This is a genomic window from Scytonema millei VB511283 (genome assembly GCF_000817735.3).
Taxonomy (GTDB): domain Bacteria; phylum Cyanobacteriota; class Cyanobacteriia; order Cyanobacteriales; family Chroococcidiopsidaceae; genus Chroococcidiopsis; species Chroococcidiopsis millei_B.
Window position 1 is genome coordinate 101,450 of record NZ_JTJC03000017.1, and the last position, 16,593, is coordinate 118,042.

At 38.4% G+C, this 16,593-nt stretch carries 12 protein-coding genes; all 12 read left to right on the forward strand.

Annotation, left to right across the window (positions count from 1 at the left end):
• Positions 1–4: 4 nt before the first annotated feature.
• The 12 genes from QH73_RS26065 (at position 5) to QH73_RS26120 (ending at position 16,150) form a co-directional block, all read left to right on the forward strand.
• On the forward strand, positions 5–2,320 hold the full coding sequence (locus tag QH73_RS26065; RefSeq protein ID WP_063777301.1) for a GumC family protein: 2,316 nt from the start codon (positions 5–7) through the stop codon (positions 2,318–2,320).
• Positions 2,321–2,446: 126 nt separating this feature from the next.
• Positions 2,447–4,732, forward strand: coding sequence for a GH39 family glycosyl hydrolase (locus tag QH73_RS26070; RefSeq protein WP_039713792.1), 2,286 nt, complete (start codon positions 2,447–2,449; stop codon positions 4,730–4,732).
• Between the two features lie 194 nt (positions 4,733–4,926).
• The gene (locus QH73_RS26075) at positions 4,927–6,414 is read left to right on the forward strand and encodes an MBOAT family O-acyltransferase (RefSeq protein ID WP_039713791.1); all 1,488 of its coding nucleotides are present in this window, start codon (positions 4,927–4,929) and stop codon (positions 6,412–6,414) included.
• Positions 6,374–7,339, forward strand: coding sequence for a hypothetical protein (locus tag QH73_RS26080; RefSeq protein ID WP_132867250.1), 966 nt, complete (start codon positions 6,374–6,376; stop codon positions 7,337–7,339). The genes QH73_RS26075 and QH73_RS26080 overlap by 41 nt, the downstream gene beginning before the upstream one ends.
• 87 nt (positions 7,340–7,426) lie before the next feature.
• Positions 7,427–8,260: a class I SAM-dependent methyltransferase gene (locus tag QH73_RS26085; protein WP_132867252.1), complete on the forward strand. Its 834-nt coding sequence runs from the start codon at positions 7,427–7,429 to the stop codon at positions 8,258–8,260.
• 42 nt (positions 8,261–8,302) lie between these two features.
• Positions 8,303–9,229, forward strand: coding sequence for a glucose-1-phosphate thymidylyltransferase RfbA (rfbA, locus tag QH73_RS26090; protein WP_039713788.1), 927 nt, complete (start codon positions 8,303–8,305; stop codon positions 9,227–9,229).
• Positions 9,230–9,233: 4 nt separating this feature from the next.
• Positions 9,234–9,779: a dTDP-4-dehydrorhamnose 3,5-epimerase gene (gene rfbC / locus QH73_RS26095; RefSeq protein WP_039714575.1), complete on the forward strand. Its 546-nt coding sequence runs from the start codon at positions 9,234–9,236 to the stop codon at positions 9,777–9,779.
• Positions 9,776–10,690: a dTDP-4-dehydrorhamnose reductase gene (gene rfbD / locus QH73_RS26100; protein WP_039713787.1), complete on the forward strand. Its 915-nt coding sequence runs from the start codon at positions 9,776–9,778 to the stop codon at positions 10,688–10,690. The genes rfbC and rfbD overlap by 4 nt, the downstream gene beginning before the upstream one ends.
• A 174-nt stretch (positions 10,691–10,864) precedes the next feature.
• Positions 10,865–11,860, forward strand: a complete 996-nt coding sequence (locus QH73_RS26105) for a glycosyltransferase family 2 protein (RefSeq protein WP_039713786.1) — start codon at positions 10,865–10,867, stop codon at positions 11,858–11,860.
• Entirely contained in the window at positions 11,857–12,813 is a 957-nt protein-coding gene (locus QH73_RS26110) for a lysylphosphatidylglycerol synthase transmembrane domain-containing protein (RefSeq protein ID WP_132867254.1), read from the forward strand. Before QH73_RS26105 ends, QH73_RS26110 begins: the two co-directional genes overlap by 4 nt.
• 84 nt (positions 12,814–12,897) lie before the next feature.
• Complete coding sequence (locus tag QH73_RS26115) at positions 12,898–14,202, forward strand: NAD(P)/FAD-dependent oxidoreductase (RefSeq protein ID WP_201278354.1); 1,305 nt, start codon at positions 12,898–12,900, stop codon at positions 14,200–14,202.
• A gap of 79 nt (positions 14,203–14,281) precedes the next feature.
• The gene (locus QH73_RS26120) at positions 14,282–16,150 is read left to right on the forward strand and encodes a hypothetical protein (protein ID WP_039713783.1); all 1,869 of its coding nucleotides are present in this window, start codon (positions 14,282–14,284) and stop codon (positions 16,148–16,150) included.
• The last annotated feature ends 443 nt before the right edge of the window (positions 16,151–16,593 follow it).

Consider the following 16,593-nt stretch of genomic DNA (forward strand, 5'->3'; position numbering starts at 1 on the left):
AGTGATGGCTGATACTAGTCTAGATAACGAGCGACTGTCCGTAGAGCATAGAGTAGAGAATAGAGCCAATGCAACCGATCTTCGGCAACTATTTACAGTTTTACTGCGTCGCCGCCTTTTGATCTTAAGTCTTTTCTGCATTCCTCTGTCCGCCTCAAGCTTTCTGGCACTGATGGCAAAGCCGACATATCAGAGTTCTATGCAGTTGCTAGTCAGCTCTAATCTTTACCAGGGACAAAACAGTAATGCACAAGGAGGAGTAGAGGAGAGTGATTTTACTGACTCAAATCTTAAAGTTGACTACACGGCGCAACTTAGCGTGATGACAAGTCCGAAGCTCGTAGAGAGGGCTGTGGAACTACTTCGTCCTGAGTACCCTAATATTACAGTAGAAGAGATCAACGGTAAACCAGCGAAAGTTAAACAATCACCGCTCAAAGTAACTCAAGTAGAAAGCGGAACAAAAACTTTGCAAACACTCAGTCAAGTTTTTGAAGTAACTTTTGTAGCAGGAGACCCTATTAAGAGTCAAAAGGTTCTTCAAGCACTACAAAATGTCTATCAAATTTATAATTTAGAACAGCAAAAATTACGCCTAACCAATGGACTTGCTTTTGTTAACGAACAATTGCCCAAAATCCGAAAAGATGTGTCACAGGCTGAGGCAAACCTAGAAAATTTCCGCAAGCAAAATAAACTACTCGATCCAGAAGTACAGGCAAAAAATTTGTTGGATGCACTTGCGGCTGTCGAGAGCGAGCGACGAACAATTCGCGCCCAGTTTCAGGATCAACAAGCTCGCTACAATAAGCTACAGCAGCAAATAAGTCGATCGCCACAGCAAGCACTGATTGCCTCTCGTCTCAGCCAATCTCCTCGTTATCAGTCATTGCTAGATGAAATTCAAGCACTAGATGTCACTTTAGAAAAGCTGCGGGTGCAATACAGAGACGATTACCCCAAAGTTCAAGATCTACTCAAGCAGCGTCAAAACTTAATTGGTCTATTACGTACAGAAGCAGGGCGATCTGCGGATCGATTACCTACCCAATTAAGTACTACAGAAAAATCTCTACCCAAACAACTACAGCTTGGCGATTCTGACCGGAAGCTGGTTGATGCCTTGGTTGATGCACAGGTAGTTTGGTTTGGATTGAGTGCCCGCGACCAAAGCCTTGCTAAATCGGAACAGCAACTGCGCTCTACTCTGCTTAAATACCCACAACTATTAGCAGAGTACAACCGTCTCATGCCAGAAATTGCGATCAATCGAAAAACCCTGGAGCAACTTCTCCAGACGCAACAAAATTTGGGGATTAAAATTGCGCAAGGGGGATTTAACTGGCAAATTATCCGAGACCCCGAACCTGGTGTATACATGGGAACTGGCAGAATAATGCTTTTGGTATCAGGAGCAGTATTTGGTTTAGTTTTAGGTATTGGAGCTGCCTTTCTTCTTGAAGCACTCGATGATACTATTCACTCTTGCGACGAACTACAGAAACTGAGTTCCCTACCTGTATTGGGTATTACACCAAAATTACCAAACTTTGAGCTTAAGAAGCCGTCGATCGCTCTACCTTTCTTCAAACAGCAAAGTTTAACCTCTCAACGAATACAAGCATTAAACTGGTTTCCTTTCCGCGAGTCTGTAGATCTCATATATCAAAACATCCAAATCTTAGGCTCACCCCTACCCTTCAAGTCTTTGTTACTAACTTCAGCACTGACTGGTGAGGGTAAGTCAACACTAGCTGCTGGTATGGCACTGAGCGTAGCCCGTTTACAACGACGAGTTCTCCTAATTGATGCGGATCTACGACGCTCCAATATACACAAACTACTGAATCTATCTAACGAACGAGGGTTATCTACACTATTGACTGAAGAAGCAGATGTACGGGAACGGGATTGCATTCAATCCGTGCAACCTTCACTGGATGTTTTGACAGCAGGACCAACACCAACAGATATAGTTAAGCTATTAAGCTCTCAACGGATGAAGCATCTAATTGAAACTTTTGAACGAACTTACGATTTAGTACTAGTAGATGCTCCCCCCGTATTGGGATTGGCGGATGCTAGCATTATTGCCTCACTTTGTAGCGGTACTGTGGTAGTTGAACGCCTCGATCGCGTGACTCGATCCGATCTGACTCAATCTTTAGAAGCTTTGAGCAAGCTGAACGTTATTGGAGCCATAATTAACGATTCTAAGGAGTGTAACAGTAGATATACTGTTTATGACGGAAGTACTCAGAACTACTTAGAGCGAGGTTTTACAACTAATCCCAATTTAGCAGGGAAAGGAATTTTCTAGAATTCAGTCGTGAGACAGTAAGAACACACAAGCTGCTAGATTCTCAGATGACTTGGGAGAATACATCGTATTCCAAGAGATTTTCCAACTTAGGTTCCATCTAGTTTCACCTATAGACAGATGAGAATGTTTAAACCTTCTGCCAAAAGATCCGTCCTTTTCCATGTTGTCCTGGCGATCGCATGTACAGCAACAGTGGTTCTTTCTACTTTTAATGATGCTGTTGGCACGTCTGATGCTTTTCAAGTTAAGGTGAGTTCAAAACAACCTGGTAACTTATTTATTGAGTCTCAGCCAGTTGACTTAATGATTCAAGTTTCAGGAAATAAGCCTGACGTTGTAGAGTATAAGATACGGGAGCATAACGGTTCTTGGACTAGCAATGCTAAGATTCCATTACGATCTCAGGTCGATCCATCTAAAGGGATTCCGTTGCATCTTCAACTACCTAATCGTGGATTGTATTATCTGACAGTCTCAGCACGCGCAGGGCAGTCAAAAGTAGAGGCTAAAACCAAAGTTGGGGTGGTGTTCGATCCTAGTCCAGTTAATCCTGACTCTCGCTGGGGCTTGTTTACAATTCCTTATGATGGAGAAAACGATCCTGCTAAAGCAACCGCTTTAGCTCGCAGCCACCGACTACTGGGTGCTGCTTGGAGTCGCCTCAACTTTTGGCATTGGTCTTATGAAAATCTACAAGTTAAGCCGACCTCAGCTCAAGCGCGGGATTTAAAAATATCTACCGCTGCAAATCAACTTCAGCCAACAGATAAAACAGAGTCTGACAACTTGTTTCAAAAAATCTTTGCAAAAGCTGATTTTCTCAAACTGCATACTTTTTGTCCCTTGCTTAGTGCCAACAAAAATGATGCGCAGGTTTCAGTCAGTTTTAGCAAGTGGAAAGGAATAGCTCAGGCTATGCATCGGGAAGGGATTAGCGTGATGGGCGAGTTTGCAGAAATGCCTCGCGAATTGTCCTCTCGTCCGCAGGAAACACAAGAAACAGGTGAAGGTGCAGCAGTATGGGCGCGTGTAAAGCCGAGAGACTATCAGTTATGGAATCAACTTGTGGAGAAAACAGCGCGGGAGTTTAAGCAAGAAATTCAATTTTGGGAAATTTGGAACGAACCAGATGCGAATAACTTTTGGTTAGGAACACCAGAGGAATTTGCCGAACTGATCCGGCAAACTGCCAGAGCAGTAAAATCTGCTAATCCGAAAGCTCAGATTGTTGCCTCTGGCTTTACCAGTCATGGCGTGTCCTTTCTAGATAAAGTGCTGAAGCAAGATGTAGCCCCTCTGATCGATGTCTTTTCTTTTCACACTAATGACTTAGCCCCTTATAAAGCTTTACTCTCAAAACACGGCGTGCCAGCGGAACGCCCCATCTGGGGAACGGAAGATCCAACTTTAGTTAGTCTTAGAGGGATGAAGGAAGGATATGCACGGCAATTTCATTTCTTCCACAAACGATTTGGCACGAATTACGATAGCTTTGCTGCACTTGTAGATCGCGACTTAACGCCGCTCCCAGATGGCATTACTTACTCAGTAGCGGCGCATATTATTGGTAACGCGCAAGTAGTGGAAAGCATAGAGCGTCCATCCGCGCAAATTTACGTCTTTCAAAAAGGCAACGAGGCGATCGCAACGTGGAGAGTTTTACAGGCAGGTTTGAGTGGAGGAAGTGTCACTTATGCAGTAACACCTTTACCAGGTAAAACTCCTCAGCTGATTGATGCAATGGGACGCAGCAAACCCCTAAAGCTTCAGAATGGTGAGGTCACTCTACCAATCGACCAAACGACTTTCATCCGAGATGCAAGTAAAATTAAAATAGCCAAGTACAGCCTACCGCAAGAGAAGTCCGATCCTTTACAGTACGTATTTTTAGCCAAATCAGGTAAATGGACAAAGGAATGGACGTTGGCTCAACCTGGAAAGCACAATCCTCCACCTGCAAGTGACTTTTGGCAACCTTTTCTGCAAATATTTGCGAGCAGCGAACCCAGTTCAGAAGGATATGCAGTTGAGATCCCGATTAATGTTCCCCAGCCGGGACGTTATCAGTTACTGTTCATGGGGATAACCACAAACTCCCTGCTGGAAAAGTATCGTTGGACATCACCGTTTGCATGGAGTATTGATGGAGGTCAGAAGACACAAGTTACAGCTCCCCTAAAAAGCTATTGGCGTGTCAATCGACAGAGACAAACTAAGAATGAATTGCTTAAACCAGAAGATATGGCAGCTACAGGTGGTCCAGAACTTTATCAAGAACTTGGTGTTGTAGAGTTATCTCAAGGTCAGCATACTTTTCGCCTTGAGTTGACCGCAGGACGGACGACTCCAGATAAGCTCTATACAACTTTTTTTGAAGGCATTGTTCTAAGACCTATTCAAGAAAACTAAGTTTGAGAATGAACCATTAACGAGCGATCGCCTCACTGAAAGCTTGCACGAATCATTTAGCGATCGCTAGTAGACCAATAATGTCAGTCTTAATTAGCATCAAGCTGTGGATAAAATTTTTCACGACTGACGCTTTTCAACATCTGACTAATAATTACTAAACTATTCAAACCTTAGTCAAAAAATAACTAGCCATGTTATTTACAAGCCCAGAATTTGCTATTTTCTTTTTAGTTACTTTTATAATTTATTACTTACCGTTTTTTCAAAAACAGCAGCCCATCATCATTATTGCTGGAAGTTTCATTTTCTATGGGTGGAATTCATCATGGCTTATGGGATTGCTAGCACTATCGATCAGTCTTAATACAATTACCAGTTTTAAAATATTACATTCGTTAAGAAAACGCCAGAAACATCTTTGGATGACATTAGGTATAGTAGGAAACTTACTTATTTTAGGCTTTTTTAAATATGGCATACTTATAACTAATTTTATTACTACTACTTTTCATACATCAAATGTTTTGACTGATAGTGCTATCACCTTGCTATCCGATCTACCAGTACCTATTGGTCTATCTTTTTATACATTTTTATCTATTGGTTTACTAGCCGATCTTGCTAGAGAGCAAAGTTTCGTTTTAAGAGGAAGTTATAGCAAAAAAATAAGTTTTAGACATCATCTTCTTAGCACGTCATTGTTTATTACATTTTTTCCCAGCTTAATTTCAGGACCTATTTCAAGAGCAAGCGACTTTTATTCTCAAGTTCAACCAAAATTTTTGAAGGATATACCTTGGTACGATGTTTTGCGATCGCTGATAATTGGCTATTATTTAAAAATGGTAATAGCTGACAATTTAAAGGATTACACGTACTGGATTAGCTTTCCTTACTATCAAAGCTTAGGAACTATGACAAATATAGTTCTATTAGTTGGCTACTCAATACAGATATTTGCAGATTTTGCTGGTTACTCATTAATAGCCATAGGTCTAGCTGCGGCTCTAGGTTATCAACTACCACAAAACTTTAATTTTCCTTATGTATCTCTCTCGTTATCAGAATTTTGGAGACGCTGGCACATTTCATTATCAACATGGCTAAGGGACTATTTATACTTTCCTTTGGGAGGGAATAGAAAAGGTAAAATTAGAACCTATATCAACTTGATAGTCGTTATGACACTAGGCGGACTGTGGCATGGAGCAACATGGAACTATGCAGTATGGGGTATTTTCCACGGTTGTGGGTTAGCTGTAGAAAGATTACTAGGTGTCAATCAAACATCAAAAGAAATACAAGATCGGTCAAAATCTTTTTGGCAGCAATTCTTATTAGATTTAATTCGTTGGTTTTTTGTCTTTAGCTTTGTCTCAATAGGTTGGATATTCTTTAAATTAGTTAATTTTGATGCCGCAATAGATTTTTTCATTACTTTAACTAGAAATCTTCATCAAAGATTGTCTCTCGATATTATCGCTCCCACTACTTTATTTGCTTTGCCGATTATTATCTCGCACTCATTTTATTTTTTAATTTATAAATATTTATCCAATAATAAATTGCTGAAAAATATTTCATTAAAAAGTAGTATGGATTTAGTCTTAGGAGTACTACTAGCACTGACTCTTCTCGATGCTGGCAGCACCGATACATTTATATACTTTCAGTTTTAGGGGCGATCGCATGTTTTTTATTTCTAATTTAAGTTTAGTAATTCGTCCGTTTCTAGTTTGTATTGCTTGCCTTATTTTATATCAAGGTTCTATTTTTTATGGTCTTTTACCTTCTAGTGAAGGAATCAATCAATGGCAAGCCAATATTATTAAAGCAGAGAAATATATTTACAATCGAGACTCAACACCTATTGTTTTAGTAGGAAGTTCATTGGCGAATAATCTTCCTACTAAATATTTAAGCGATCGAGCAACTAATTTAGGTATGTCTGGGGGTTCTACCCAAACTGGCTTAGAAATTGTTAGAAAAAAAGAAATAAAACCGAGTTTATTATTAGTTGAGTTGAATGACACTATCGGTCGAGAATTAGATACTAAGTTAGTCACTCCTTTATTTCATCCTTTAACATCATTTATAAAAATTCATTTTCCGATGTTTAGACAAGAATATCGTCCTACTAGCGTTTTGATGCAGTATTTAGAAAATGAGTATAAACAAAGAAATGTAAGAGAAGTTGAACGCCAAGATGAAAAGCAAGTTATTAATTCAGATTTTCGTCAAAAAATGATAAAACAGTTGGTTGAGGATCGTAATATTGAACTAGATACTCAACAAAAACAGTCGATCGTAAAAGAAGCCGAGTTTATCAAAAATCAAATCGCAGATATTCAAAAAGAAGCTGTTCGAGTCATTTTATTTGATATACCTGGCGAATCAGTCGTTGATAATACTACAAAGCAAAGGCAAATTAGAGAATTACTAAAATCACTTTTTCCGAAAAACTCGTTTGAGTGGTTACCAGAATTACCCGCTCGTAAATGGATAACGAGTGATGGAATTCATTTAGTACAGTCAAATGCTAAAGAATATGTTTCTCAACTTGATGGAGTAATTAATAGATTACTGAACGAAAATCATAGCTAACTGAGTTTTTCTGATTTTTTCTCCATTGAAATTTAGCTTCTAGAAGTTTAGTATAAGGGGGTTACAACTACTTTTGGAGATGCGATCGTGCAAGCGTTAAATGTTGCTAAAAGTGTACTCAAAAACTTTGCTTTTCACAAAATAGGGAGATGTAATGTATGTGGAAAAGTATCGTTATTCGTTTGCTTAGATGTGGATATGGCACGCAATAATATGTACTGCATATTTTGTCGTAGCTCGTCCAGAAAAAGACACGTTGCCAAAATTATCCTTAGTGAAGTTATTCAAAATACCCCTTCTATTTCTTGTATTTCAAAAAAACAAAGCTTAAAAATTTACAGTACTGACACGAATGAGGCTTTTTATAAAGTCTTACGTAATTATGACTCATACACATCTTCTATTTTCTCGCCTGATATCAAAATAGGAACGGAAGTTCATGAAAGGGTATTTTGTCAAAATTTAGAAAAATTAACTTTTGACAATGAGACTTTCGATCTTGTCATCACAGAAGATGTATTTGAACATGTAAGAGATTATCAAAGAGGATTTTCTGAAGTCAATCGAGTTTTGAAAACTGGAGGTTATCATATATTTACTGTTCCTTGTTATTTTGATAGACCGACTCTTGTTCGCGTTGACACTTCTACGGATGAGGACGTATATCTTTTGCCTCCCGAATATCATGGAGATAAAATTCGCGGTAAGATTTTAGCCTATAGAACTTTTGGCATCGATATATTTCATTTCTTACAGTCGCTCGGATTTGAGACAAGAGTAGATTTTTCTAATTACTCCGACCAAAAACTAGGAATTTTTAATAGCTATGTTTTTATTACTAGGAAGGTTTTCCATCATGAAAGTCTCTCTGTCGCCACGGTAGATTCTAGTTATTATCAACTTCATTCCAGTGGAACTTAACGTAAAACTAGTCGTTTTACATAATCAACTGAGGTAGATCAAATGAAAGGCATTATTTTAGCTGGTGGCTCTGGAACTCGACTTTATCCTTTAACTCGTGTTGTTAGTAAGCAGTTAATGTCTGTTTACGACAAACCAATGATTTACTATCCCTTATCCATACTAATGCTAGCGGGAATTAGAGAAATATTGATTATTTCCACACCTAACGATCTACCGCTGTTTCAAGAGCTATTGAAAGATGGTAGTCAGTGGGGATTAAAGTTTAGTTATATCGAACAGCCTAAGCCTGAAGGGTTAGCGCAAGCTTTTATCTTAGGTCGAGATTTTATTCAAAACGAACCAGTTTGTCTGATTCTGGGTGATAACATTTTTCATGGACATGGGTTAAGTGAAATATTGGCTCGTGCTTCCATGCTTCGCAAAGGAGGATTAATATTTGGTTATCCAGTCAAAGACCCGCGACAATACGGTGTAGTTGAGTTCGATCCTCGCGGACGTGCTGTCAGTATTGAAGAAAAACCTCTCATTCCTAAGTCCAAGTATGCAGTACCTGGAATATACTTTTATGACTCTCAGGTGGTGAAAATCGCTACGAGCCTTAAGCCTTCTGCTCGTAATGAGTTAGAAATTACAGATGTGAATTCGGTTTACCTCAACCGAGGTCAGCTAAGAGTAGAGGTTCTGGGTCGAGGATATGCTTGGTTAGATACAGGTACACACGAATCGTTGCATCAGGCAGCTAACTTTATTCAAACTTTAGAAGAACGGCAAGGACTAAAAATTGCTTGCATTGAAGAAATTGCCTATCGACAAGGATATATTGACTCAGTTCAGTTGCGCTACCTTGCTAAACCTATGCTCAAAAGTAGTTATGGAAGATATTTGATGGAGCTTCTAGACGATGAATCTCATGTTATGACGACACTCAGCGAGTTAGAGCAGGCATTTTATGCGCTTAAAGGATAGAACCATGAGAGTTATAGAAACTGCCATTCCTGACGTTCTCATAATTGAGCCGCACGTGTTCGGAGATAACCGAGGCTTCTTTTACGAAAGCTATAACGAAAAGGCTTTCTGGGAAAAAATCGGTATTTCAGCTCGTTTTGTCCAAGACAATCATTCTCGCTCTACTAAGAATGTACTGCGTGGTCTGCACTATCAAATTCAGCAGCCTCAAGGCAAGCTTGTAAGAGTTGTACAAGGAGCCGTATTTGATGTTGCGGTAGATTTAAGAAAGCAATCGAAGACTTTCGGTCAATGGGTAGGAGCCTTCTTAAGTGCAGAAAACAACCAGCAGCTTTGGGTTCCTAAAGGCTTTGCTCACGGGTTTATGGTACTCACTGAATATGTAGAGTTTTTATATAAAACCACAGATTATTATGCTCCACAGCACGAACGCTGTGTTTTGTGGAACGATCCCGATCTGGCGATCGCTTGGCCTCTTGAAAATGAGCCAGTTCTATCTGCCAAAGATCGAGCTGGGAAATTGCTACGAGACGCAGAGGTATTTGCATGAAAATTCTATTGACAGGTATAACTGGGCAAGTAGGTTGGGAACTACAGCAGACCTTAATGCCTTTGGGTAAAGTCATCTCTACAGGACGCAGCACTAGTCAAAGAGCGCTGCAAATGGATTTGGCTCAACCAGACACTATTCGTCGGACGCTGCGCGAAGTTAAACCCGCCTTAATTGTTAACGCTGCTGCATATACAGCTGTGGACAAAGCTGAATTAGATTCGGATACGGCAATGGCAGTGAATGGAATTGCCCCTGGCATCATTGCAGAAGAAGCAAAATCGCTAGGTGCAGCAGTCATTCACTATTCAACAGACTACGTGTTTGATGGCAAAAAAAGTACAGCATACACCGAGCGGGATTTACCCAACCCTCAAAATGTTTATGGTAAAACCAAACTCATAGGCGAGCAGGCTATTGAGGCAGTGGGTGGCTCGTATTCTATCCTTCGCACTAGTTGGGTATATAGCCGACATCAGAACAATTTTCTGCTGACAATCCTGCGGCTAGCTCAGGAACGAGACGAATTACAAGTCGTTAACGACCAAGTTGGATCTCCCACCTGGAGTCGCTTAATTGCTGAAGCTACAGCACAAATTTTATTTCAAGCCACAAAACAAAATCTATACGATTTCTTAGCTCATAAAAGTGGGATATATCACTTGAGTGCTACAGGACAGGTTAGTTGGTATGGTTTTGCTAAAGCGATTCTCGAACAAGAGCGAAAGTTTAACACGTTCAAGTTACAGAGGTTAGTCGCGATCGCCTCAGAGCAGTATTCTACAGCAGCAAAGCGACCGGCTTATTCTGTATTGAACAATCAAAAGTTATCTGATACATTCGGGATCGTATTACCTAACTGGCAAAGAACTCTACAGTTATTATTGACTCCAGAGGCGATCGCAAGTTAACTACTACAGACCTTTTTGGTTGAGAACTATTGAAAAATATCAGGGTGTTTTGGCATCGCGCTTCAGCTCTTAAAATGCTGACTGAATGCTAGTTTGAGATTTAACTTTTCGATCTACAGAATACCTCAAACTGAGCGATCGTCACGATACTTCACCTTAAGAACTACTCTTCCAATGCTGTCAATTGTAATACCACTTTTCAACGAAGAAGAGAACATTCCGAAGCTCTACGAGCGTATCGTTAGTGCTTCCCATACTTGGAATTCTGCGTTTGAAGCCATCCTCGTAGATGATGGAAGTACCGATCGAACTCTTTCTCTTTTACGCAAACTCTATCAAAAAGATTCGCGTTTTAAGTATATTAGTTTTTCTCGTAACTTTGGTCATCAAACAGCTGTCAGTGCAGGTCTTCGTTATACAACTGGCGATGTGATAGCTGTCATGGATGCTGACTTGCAAGATCCTCCTGAAGAACTTTACCGCTTTTTAGATAAGTGGCGGCAAGGATATCAAGTGGTTTACGGAGTTAGAACTCAAAGAAAAGAAAATATCTTCAAACGCTCTGCTTACTACATGTTTTACCGCATACTAGCGTGGTGTTCGTCTATCAAGATCCCCTTAGATTCAGGAGATTTTTGCATTATGGATAGAACCATCGTAGATTGGTTGAATATCATGCCCGAACGCAATCGTTTTGTTCGAGGATTACGTTCTTGGATAGGTTATCGGCAAATTGGTATTCCATACGAACGACATAAGCGTTTTGCTGGAGAGGTAAAATATACGTTTCAAAAACTTTTACGTCTTGCCCTAGATGGCATGATTGACTTCTCCTATCGACCTTTACAAGTTAGTGGCATTTTCGGTCTGTTTATTTGCTTCTTTTCCTTAATAAGTATTATATTCTTCTTCTTTCATCGGATTTTAGGATTTAGGGTTTTCGGCTATTCTCCCCAAGATGTACCAGGCTTTACATCTTTGATTTTAGCAACTTTATTTCTGGGAGGCGCTCAACTAACAACACTGGGACTTTTTGGTGAATATCTAGGGCGAATTTTTGATGAGGTGAAGCAACGTCCACTCTATATTGTCAAAGAACAGGATGGTTTTGAAACTAAAAAAGAGGCTTACAATACTGCAACACTTCTCCCAGGAGATCTTAGAATTTGAAACGCAATTTATTAGTTTGGTTAGGCTGGTTAATTAGTTTTGTTTTTCTTTACTTTGTTTTCCGTAGGTTAGATTGGGCATTGGTAATAGAGGCTTTTCATCAAGTTTCTTTATCCACTCTAATAATGATGGCAGGAGTATATTGTTTAGGATTCATCATCAGAGCGTGGCGCTGGAAATTTTTACTTCCTCATAGGGTTTCTATGGGTGATTCTTTGGGGGCAGTAGTTTTAGGATATGGAGCCAATAATATCTTACCAGCTCGTTTAGGTGAAATTGTTAGGGCGCAGGCGATCGGTAAAAGTTGTCAAATTAGTCGCTCTTTTGCTCTAGCTAGCATCCTAGTCGAACGTATTTTTGATGGTTTAGTGCTAGTAGGATTGTTATATTTGGGAACGAGAGATAGTAGCATTCCTACGTGGGTTTCGTCAGTAGGAGTTTTAGGACTCACTATCTTTGGAGGAGCGTTAACAATAGTCATGCTTTTAACTTTGACTCGTTCTCTATGGGATACAAAAACTCATTTTTTACCTTCGGCAAAGTTACAAAATTTTTTCCAGCAGTTTGCCAAAGGATTAACATTAGTGTGGCGGACTCCATTCCTTCCTTTAACTATATTGGGATTGAGCCTTACTATTTGGTTAGTAGAGGGTATCGTTTTCCATATTGCTATTCAAGCTTTTGAACTCAAAGTGCCACTAACAGCTCCCTTGTTTGTGATGGGGTTAGTTAATTTAGGTATCCTAGCTCCAACTGCTCCAGGATATTTAGGAGCTTTTCAATATTTCGGAACAATGGCTCTAAATGTTTGGCAAGTGCCATCAGAAACAGCTTTAGCCTGTATTGTAATAATTCATGCCTGTCAGTATTTACCTATAACAATCTGGGGATTGAGCTACATTCCTTACTTTGGCTTTACGTCATTAACAAAGCTGAAAAGTGAAATCGAGTAAACCTAGCTTTTACGCAGAGTAATTTGTAGACTGCAATTACAAAGTCCGAATAATTCAGCCTGTATTTAAAGAAGAAAAAGAGATTTGAATAAAGCAATGAATCTATTAATTATCGGAGGTGGTGCAACTGGCTTAGCATCTGCCTACATCGCAGCTAAACGTGGTGAAAAAGTAACTTTACTGGAGGCTTCTAGTAAGTTAGGAGGACTATTATCAACTTTTGACATTGGAGGAACAAAGCTCGAATGCTTTTATCATCACTTTTTTACTCACGACGCAGAGATCAACTGGCTACTAAAAGAACTAAATCTTTCTCAAGATGTGCGATTTGTTGAAACAAAAATGGGTATGTATCGCTTTGGAAAGATTCATCCTTTCACAACAACAAAAGACTTATTACAATTTCCAAAATTAAGCTTGTTGGATAAAATTCGCTTTGGGCTAACTAGTTTGTTTTTATCTAAACAAAAAAAGTGGCATAAATATGAAAATACTTCTGCTTTAGAGTGGTTTTATAAGTGGGCAGGAAAGCGGGTGACTAATACCATTTGGTATCCAATGCTTGAAATTAAATTTGGTGAATACGCCGCTAAGATTCCACTCGCTTGGATGATTGGACGAATGACACAGAGGTTGAAATCTCGCTCCAAAGGAAAAGAAAAACTAGGATACTTGAAGGGAAGTTTACAAAGATTAGTTGATGCACTTGAGCTTAAACTGAGAGAAAGAAAAGTAATTATTTTCAAAAATACTCCAGTCACAGAGCTACTCTTCGAGAACGATCGCGTCATAGGTGTAAAAACTCCTCAAGGAGAGTTTAGAGCTGATAAAATATTAGTCACTATCCCCACAATTTATTTATCTAAGCTCATTCCAAATAAGTTTTCTCACTATCGCACGCAGTTAGAAAGAATTGAATATTTTGGAGCTATATGCGTCGTTGTTGTTACAGAAAAACCTTTAAGTAACATCTATTGGTTAAATGTCGGAGATCCTGGTTTTGATTTTGGAGGTGTAATCGAGCAAACGAACTTTTTATCTCCAAAGGAATATCAAGGGTTACACGTCACGTATTTATCTAGATATGCTACTTGGAGGGAACCAATATTATCTAAAACCGATCCAGAAATTATTAGCCTTTTTAAAAAACAGCTACAGTCAATTTATCCCGATCTAGAAGCTAAAGGAATTAAAGATATCCAAGTTTTTCGCACAAAAACAGCTGCTACGGTTTGCGATAAAAATTTTTCTGACAAGATTCCAGCTTACAAAAGTCCTATTTCCAATCTTTATATAGCTAGCATGGCACACGTATATCCAGATGAAAGGAGCGTGAATAATAGTATAAAAGTAGCACTCAATGCAGATGCTGTGTTGCAAATTTCTTAAAACTAATTCAAGATCGAGTTAGTTTAAACTAGAACTTTCTAATAAAAAAATAATTCCCAATTCAATATCAAAGGATGAAATGAATATTTCACTTAATTTTAAGCGCCATAAAGAGAGTTTTGCTCTCATCATTTTATTAGTTATTGCCTTTTTATCTTCTTTTCCTTGGTCGCTCTATGGCATGAATTGGAGAGATTCAGCTTTATACTTTCATCTTGGCAATAGATTACTTCATAATGACTTTCCCTACAAAGACTATGTATTTCAAGTAGGTTTTATACCCATTATTTTTGACGCTTTCTTCCAAAGTATTTTAGGTCAAAGTTACTATGCTAGCTTGTTCGCTGCTTTTGTAGTTAAGGCGACTAATTTGCTAGTTTATTATTTCATATTCCGTCAATTCTCATCTCAGGTTATATCAGTAGCTCTTTGTAGTGCATTTGCTTTGATGAACTCTTCACTAGTTCATTGGAGTACTTCTTATGTATACTTATTTCTGTCGATTTCCGCTCTTTTTATTATTCTTGGGTTAAACAAGCTAGAAAAAGGTATTTCTACTTTATCATTTCTATATATTGCTATTTCTGGATTCTCTCTTGCTCTCGTTATAGCAGCGCGTCAGAGCAATGGAACCCTTTGCATATTAGTTACATTAGGAGTTATCTTAATTTATTCCTTACGGAATCCAAAAAAATATTTACGTACTCTAACTACTCCTTTTATTACAGGTTTTCTTTTAGGTTTAGGAGCATTAGTTTTATTCTTAGCTCTGAATCAAGCACTTCTCCCAGCCTTTCAACAACTTTTTTTAGATGCATCTGAGAAAAAGAGAGTTGGTGGTTTTGCTGCATTAATAGATGTTCTCTTAGGGGGGATTAAATTTGATTCTTCTATTAAAGAAGTTGTCAAAGTTGTTGTTATTCCTATATTATTATCTGCAATAATCTTTAGATTAATTCAGTATCCGATCGAAGCAAAATCTAAATACAATGTAAACTTAATTGGAATATTGTTACTTCCTTCACTATTACTGATTGGACTTAGTATTTCACTGATGGGGCATTTAATAAATACCCATAATCTACCAACTATAATTGCTAGTACAGCCCTTTTATTCACCTACGATGTACCAAGTACATTCTTTAGCTTTGCTCTTTTAGGAAGTTGTATTTTTCCTAAATCCAGTCAGAAGCTTTTAGGAGTACCAGAGCCAGTTTTTCCCTTACTAATAGCTCTCACCCTCGGCTCGACTTGGGCTATGCAGATGTCGTGGCCTGGCAGAGCATATTTAGACTCTGTAATGTTGATGCCACTAATTATTATAACTACATTAATGTCATCTAAGGTTCCTACTCACTGGAAAAAAAGCTTTTCTTTGCTATTTCTTGTAATTACAGTCATTATGTTTACCGTGTCTCAAATAGGAGGATTTAGTAACAAGGGTTTATATGAGAATGTTCGCTACTCTCTAGATTCACCGATGACAAAATTTATTAAAGTTCCAGAAGATAAAGCTGTTGCTTTCTCAATGCTACGTCAAAATATTAAGCCAGATGAATCTTGTTTTATCTATGGTTCTGCACCTGTTCTTTATACCCTATTGCAATGTAAAAATCCAACATTGGTCGATACTACGTATAGTGATTTTTATACTTTAAACGATATTAAAAAAGCCATTGCTTCACTTGGAGAAAATCCTCCAAAATGGATTATTAGCACAGTTGGCGCTCGTCCAATTGATGATACTTTTGACGGCTCGCCAGATTTCTATGGCGTATTTAACCAAGCAGCTCCAAAGGAATTACATGGATTCATAAAAGAATTCATTCAAGACTACCAACTAGTAAGTACAGTAAGAGAGTTATTTCCCAATGGTAAAGATTTGAAAAGTAAAGATCTTGATGATATCCTCGATCTACGTTTATACAGATATACAAAAGAAGATTAAGTTTTTGAAAAAAAGCTTCGATCTAGTACGTAGTTTTTTTAGTAAAGCGCGAATTTACTCAATAGCTCGCTTTTGCCCTGGCAATCTCGTTACCAAGGTAAGAGTATGGTAATAACAGTCATATTTTTATGTAACTCCTATTGGCGATCGCCATCATTATTCAAAATTAATACTTTTAACTTCTGATGCTTATTGGATTTATCGTCTTGACAAGATCCATAGACTAGAATTAAACTAATCTATAGTAAACAGTAAATCCAAGTTTCTGTCTTAGCTTTAGATATTATCGAGCGTAATTCAGTTGTATAGAAAGTTATTTTGAAGTACGAGATAAATATTTGCAAAGTGTGCTTTTGATAAAGTTCTCAATTGCTTCAAAACTTTAAAAAATAATATCTATTAGTGTCCTTACTAACTAAGTGTAGGTGTTAAATCTATACGAA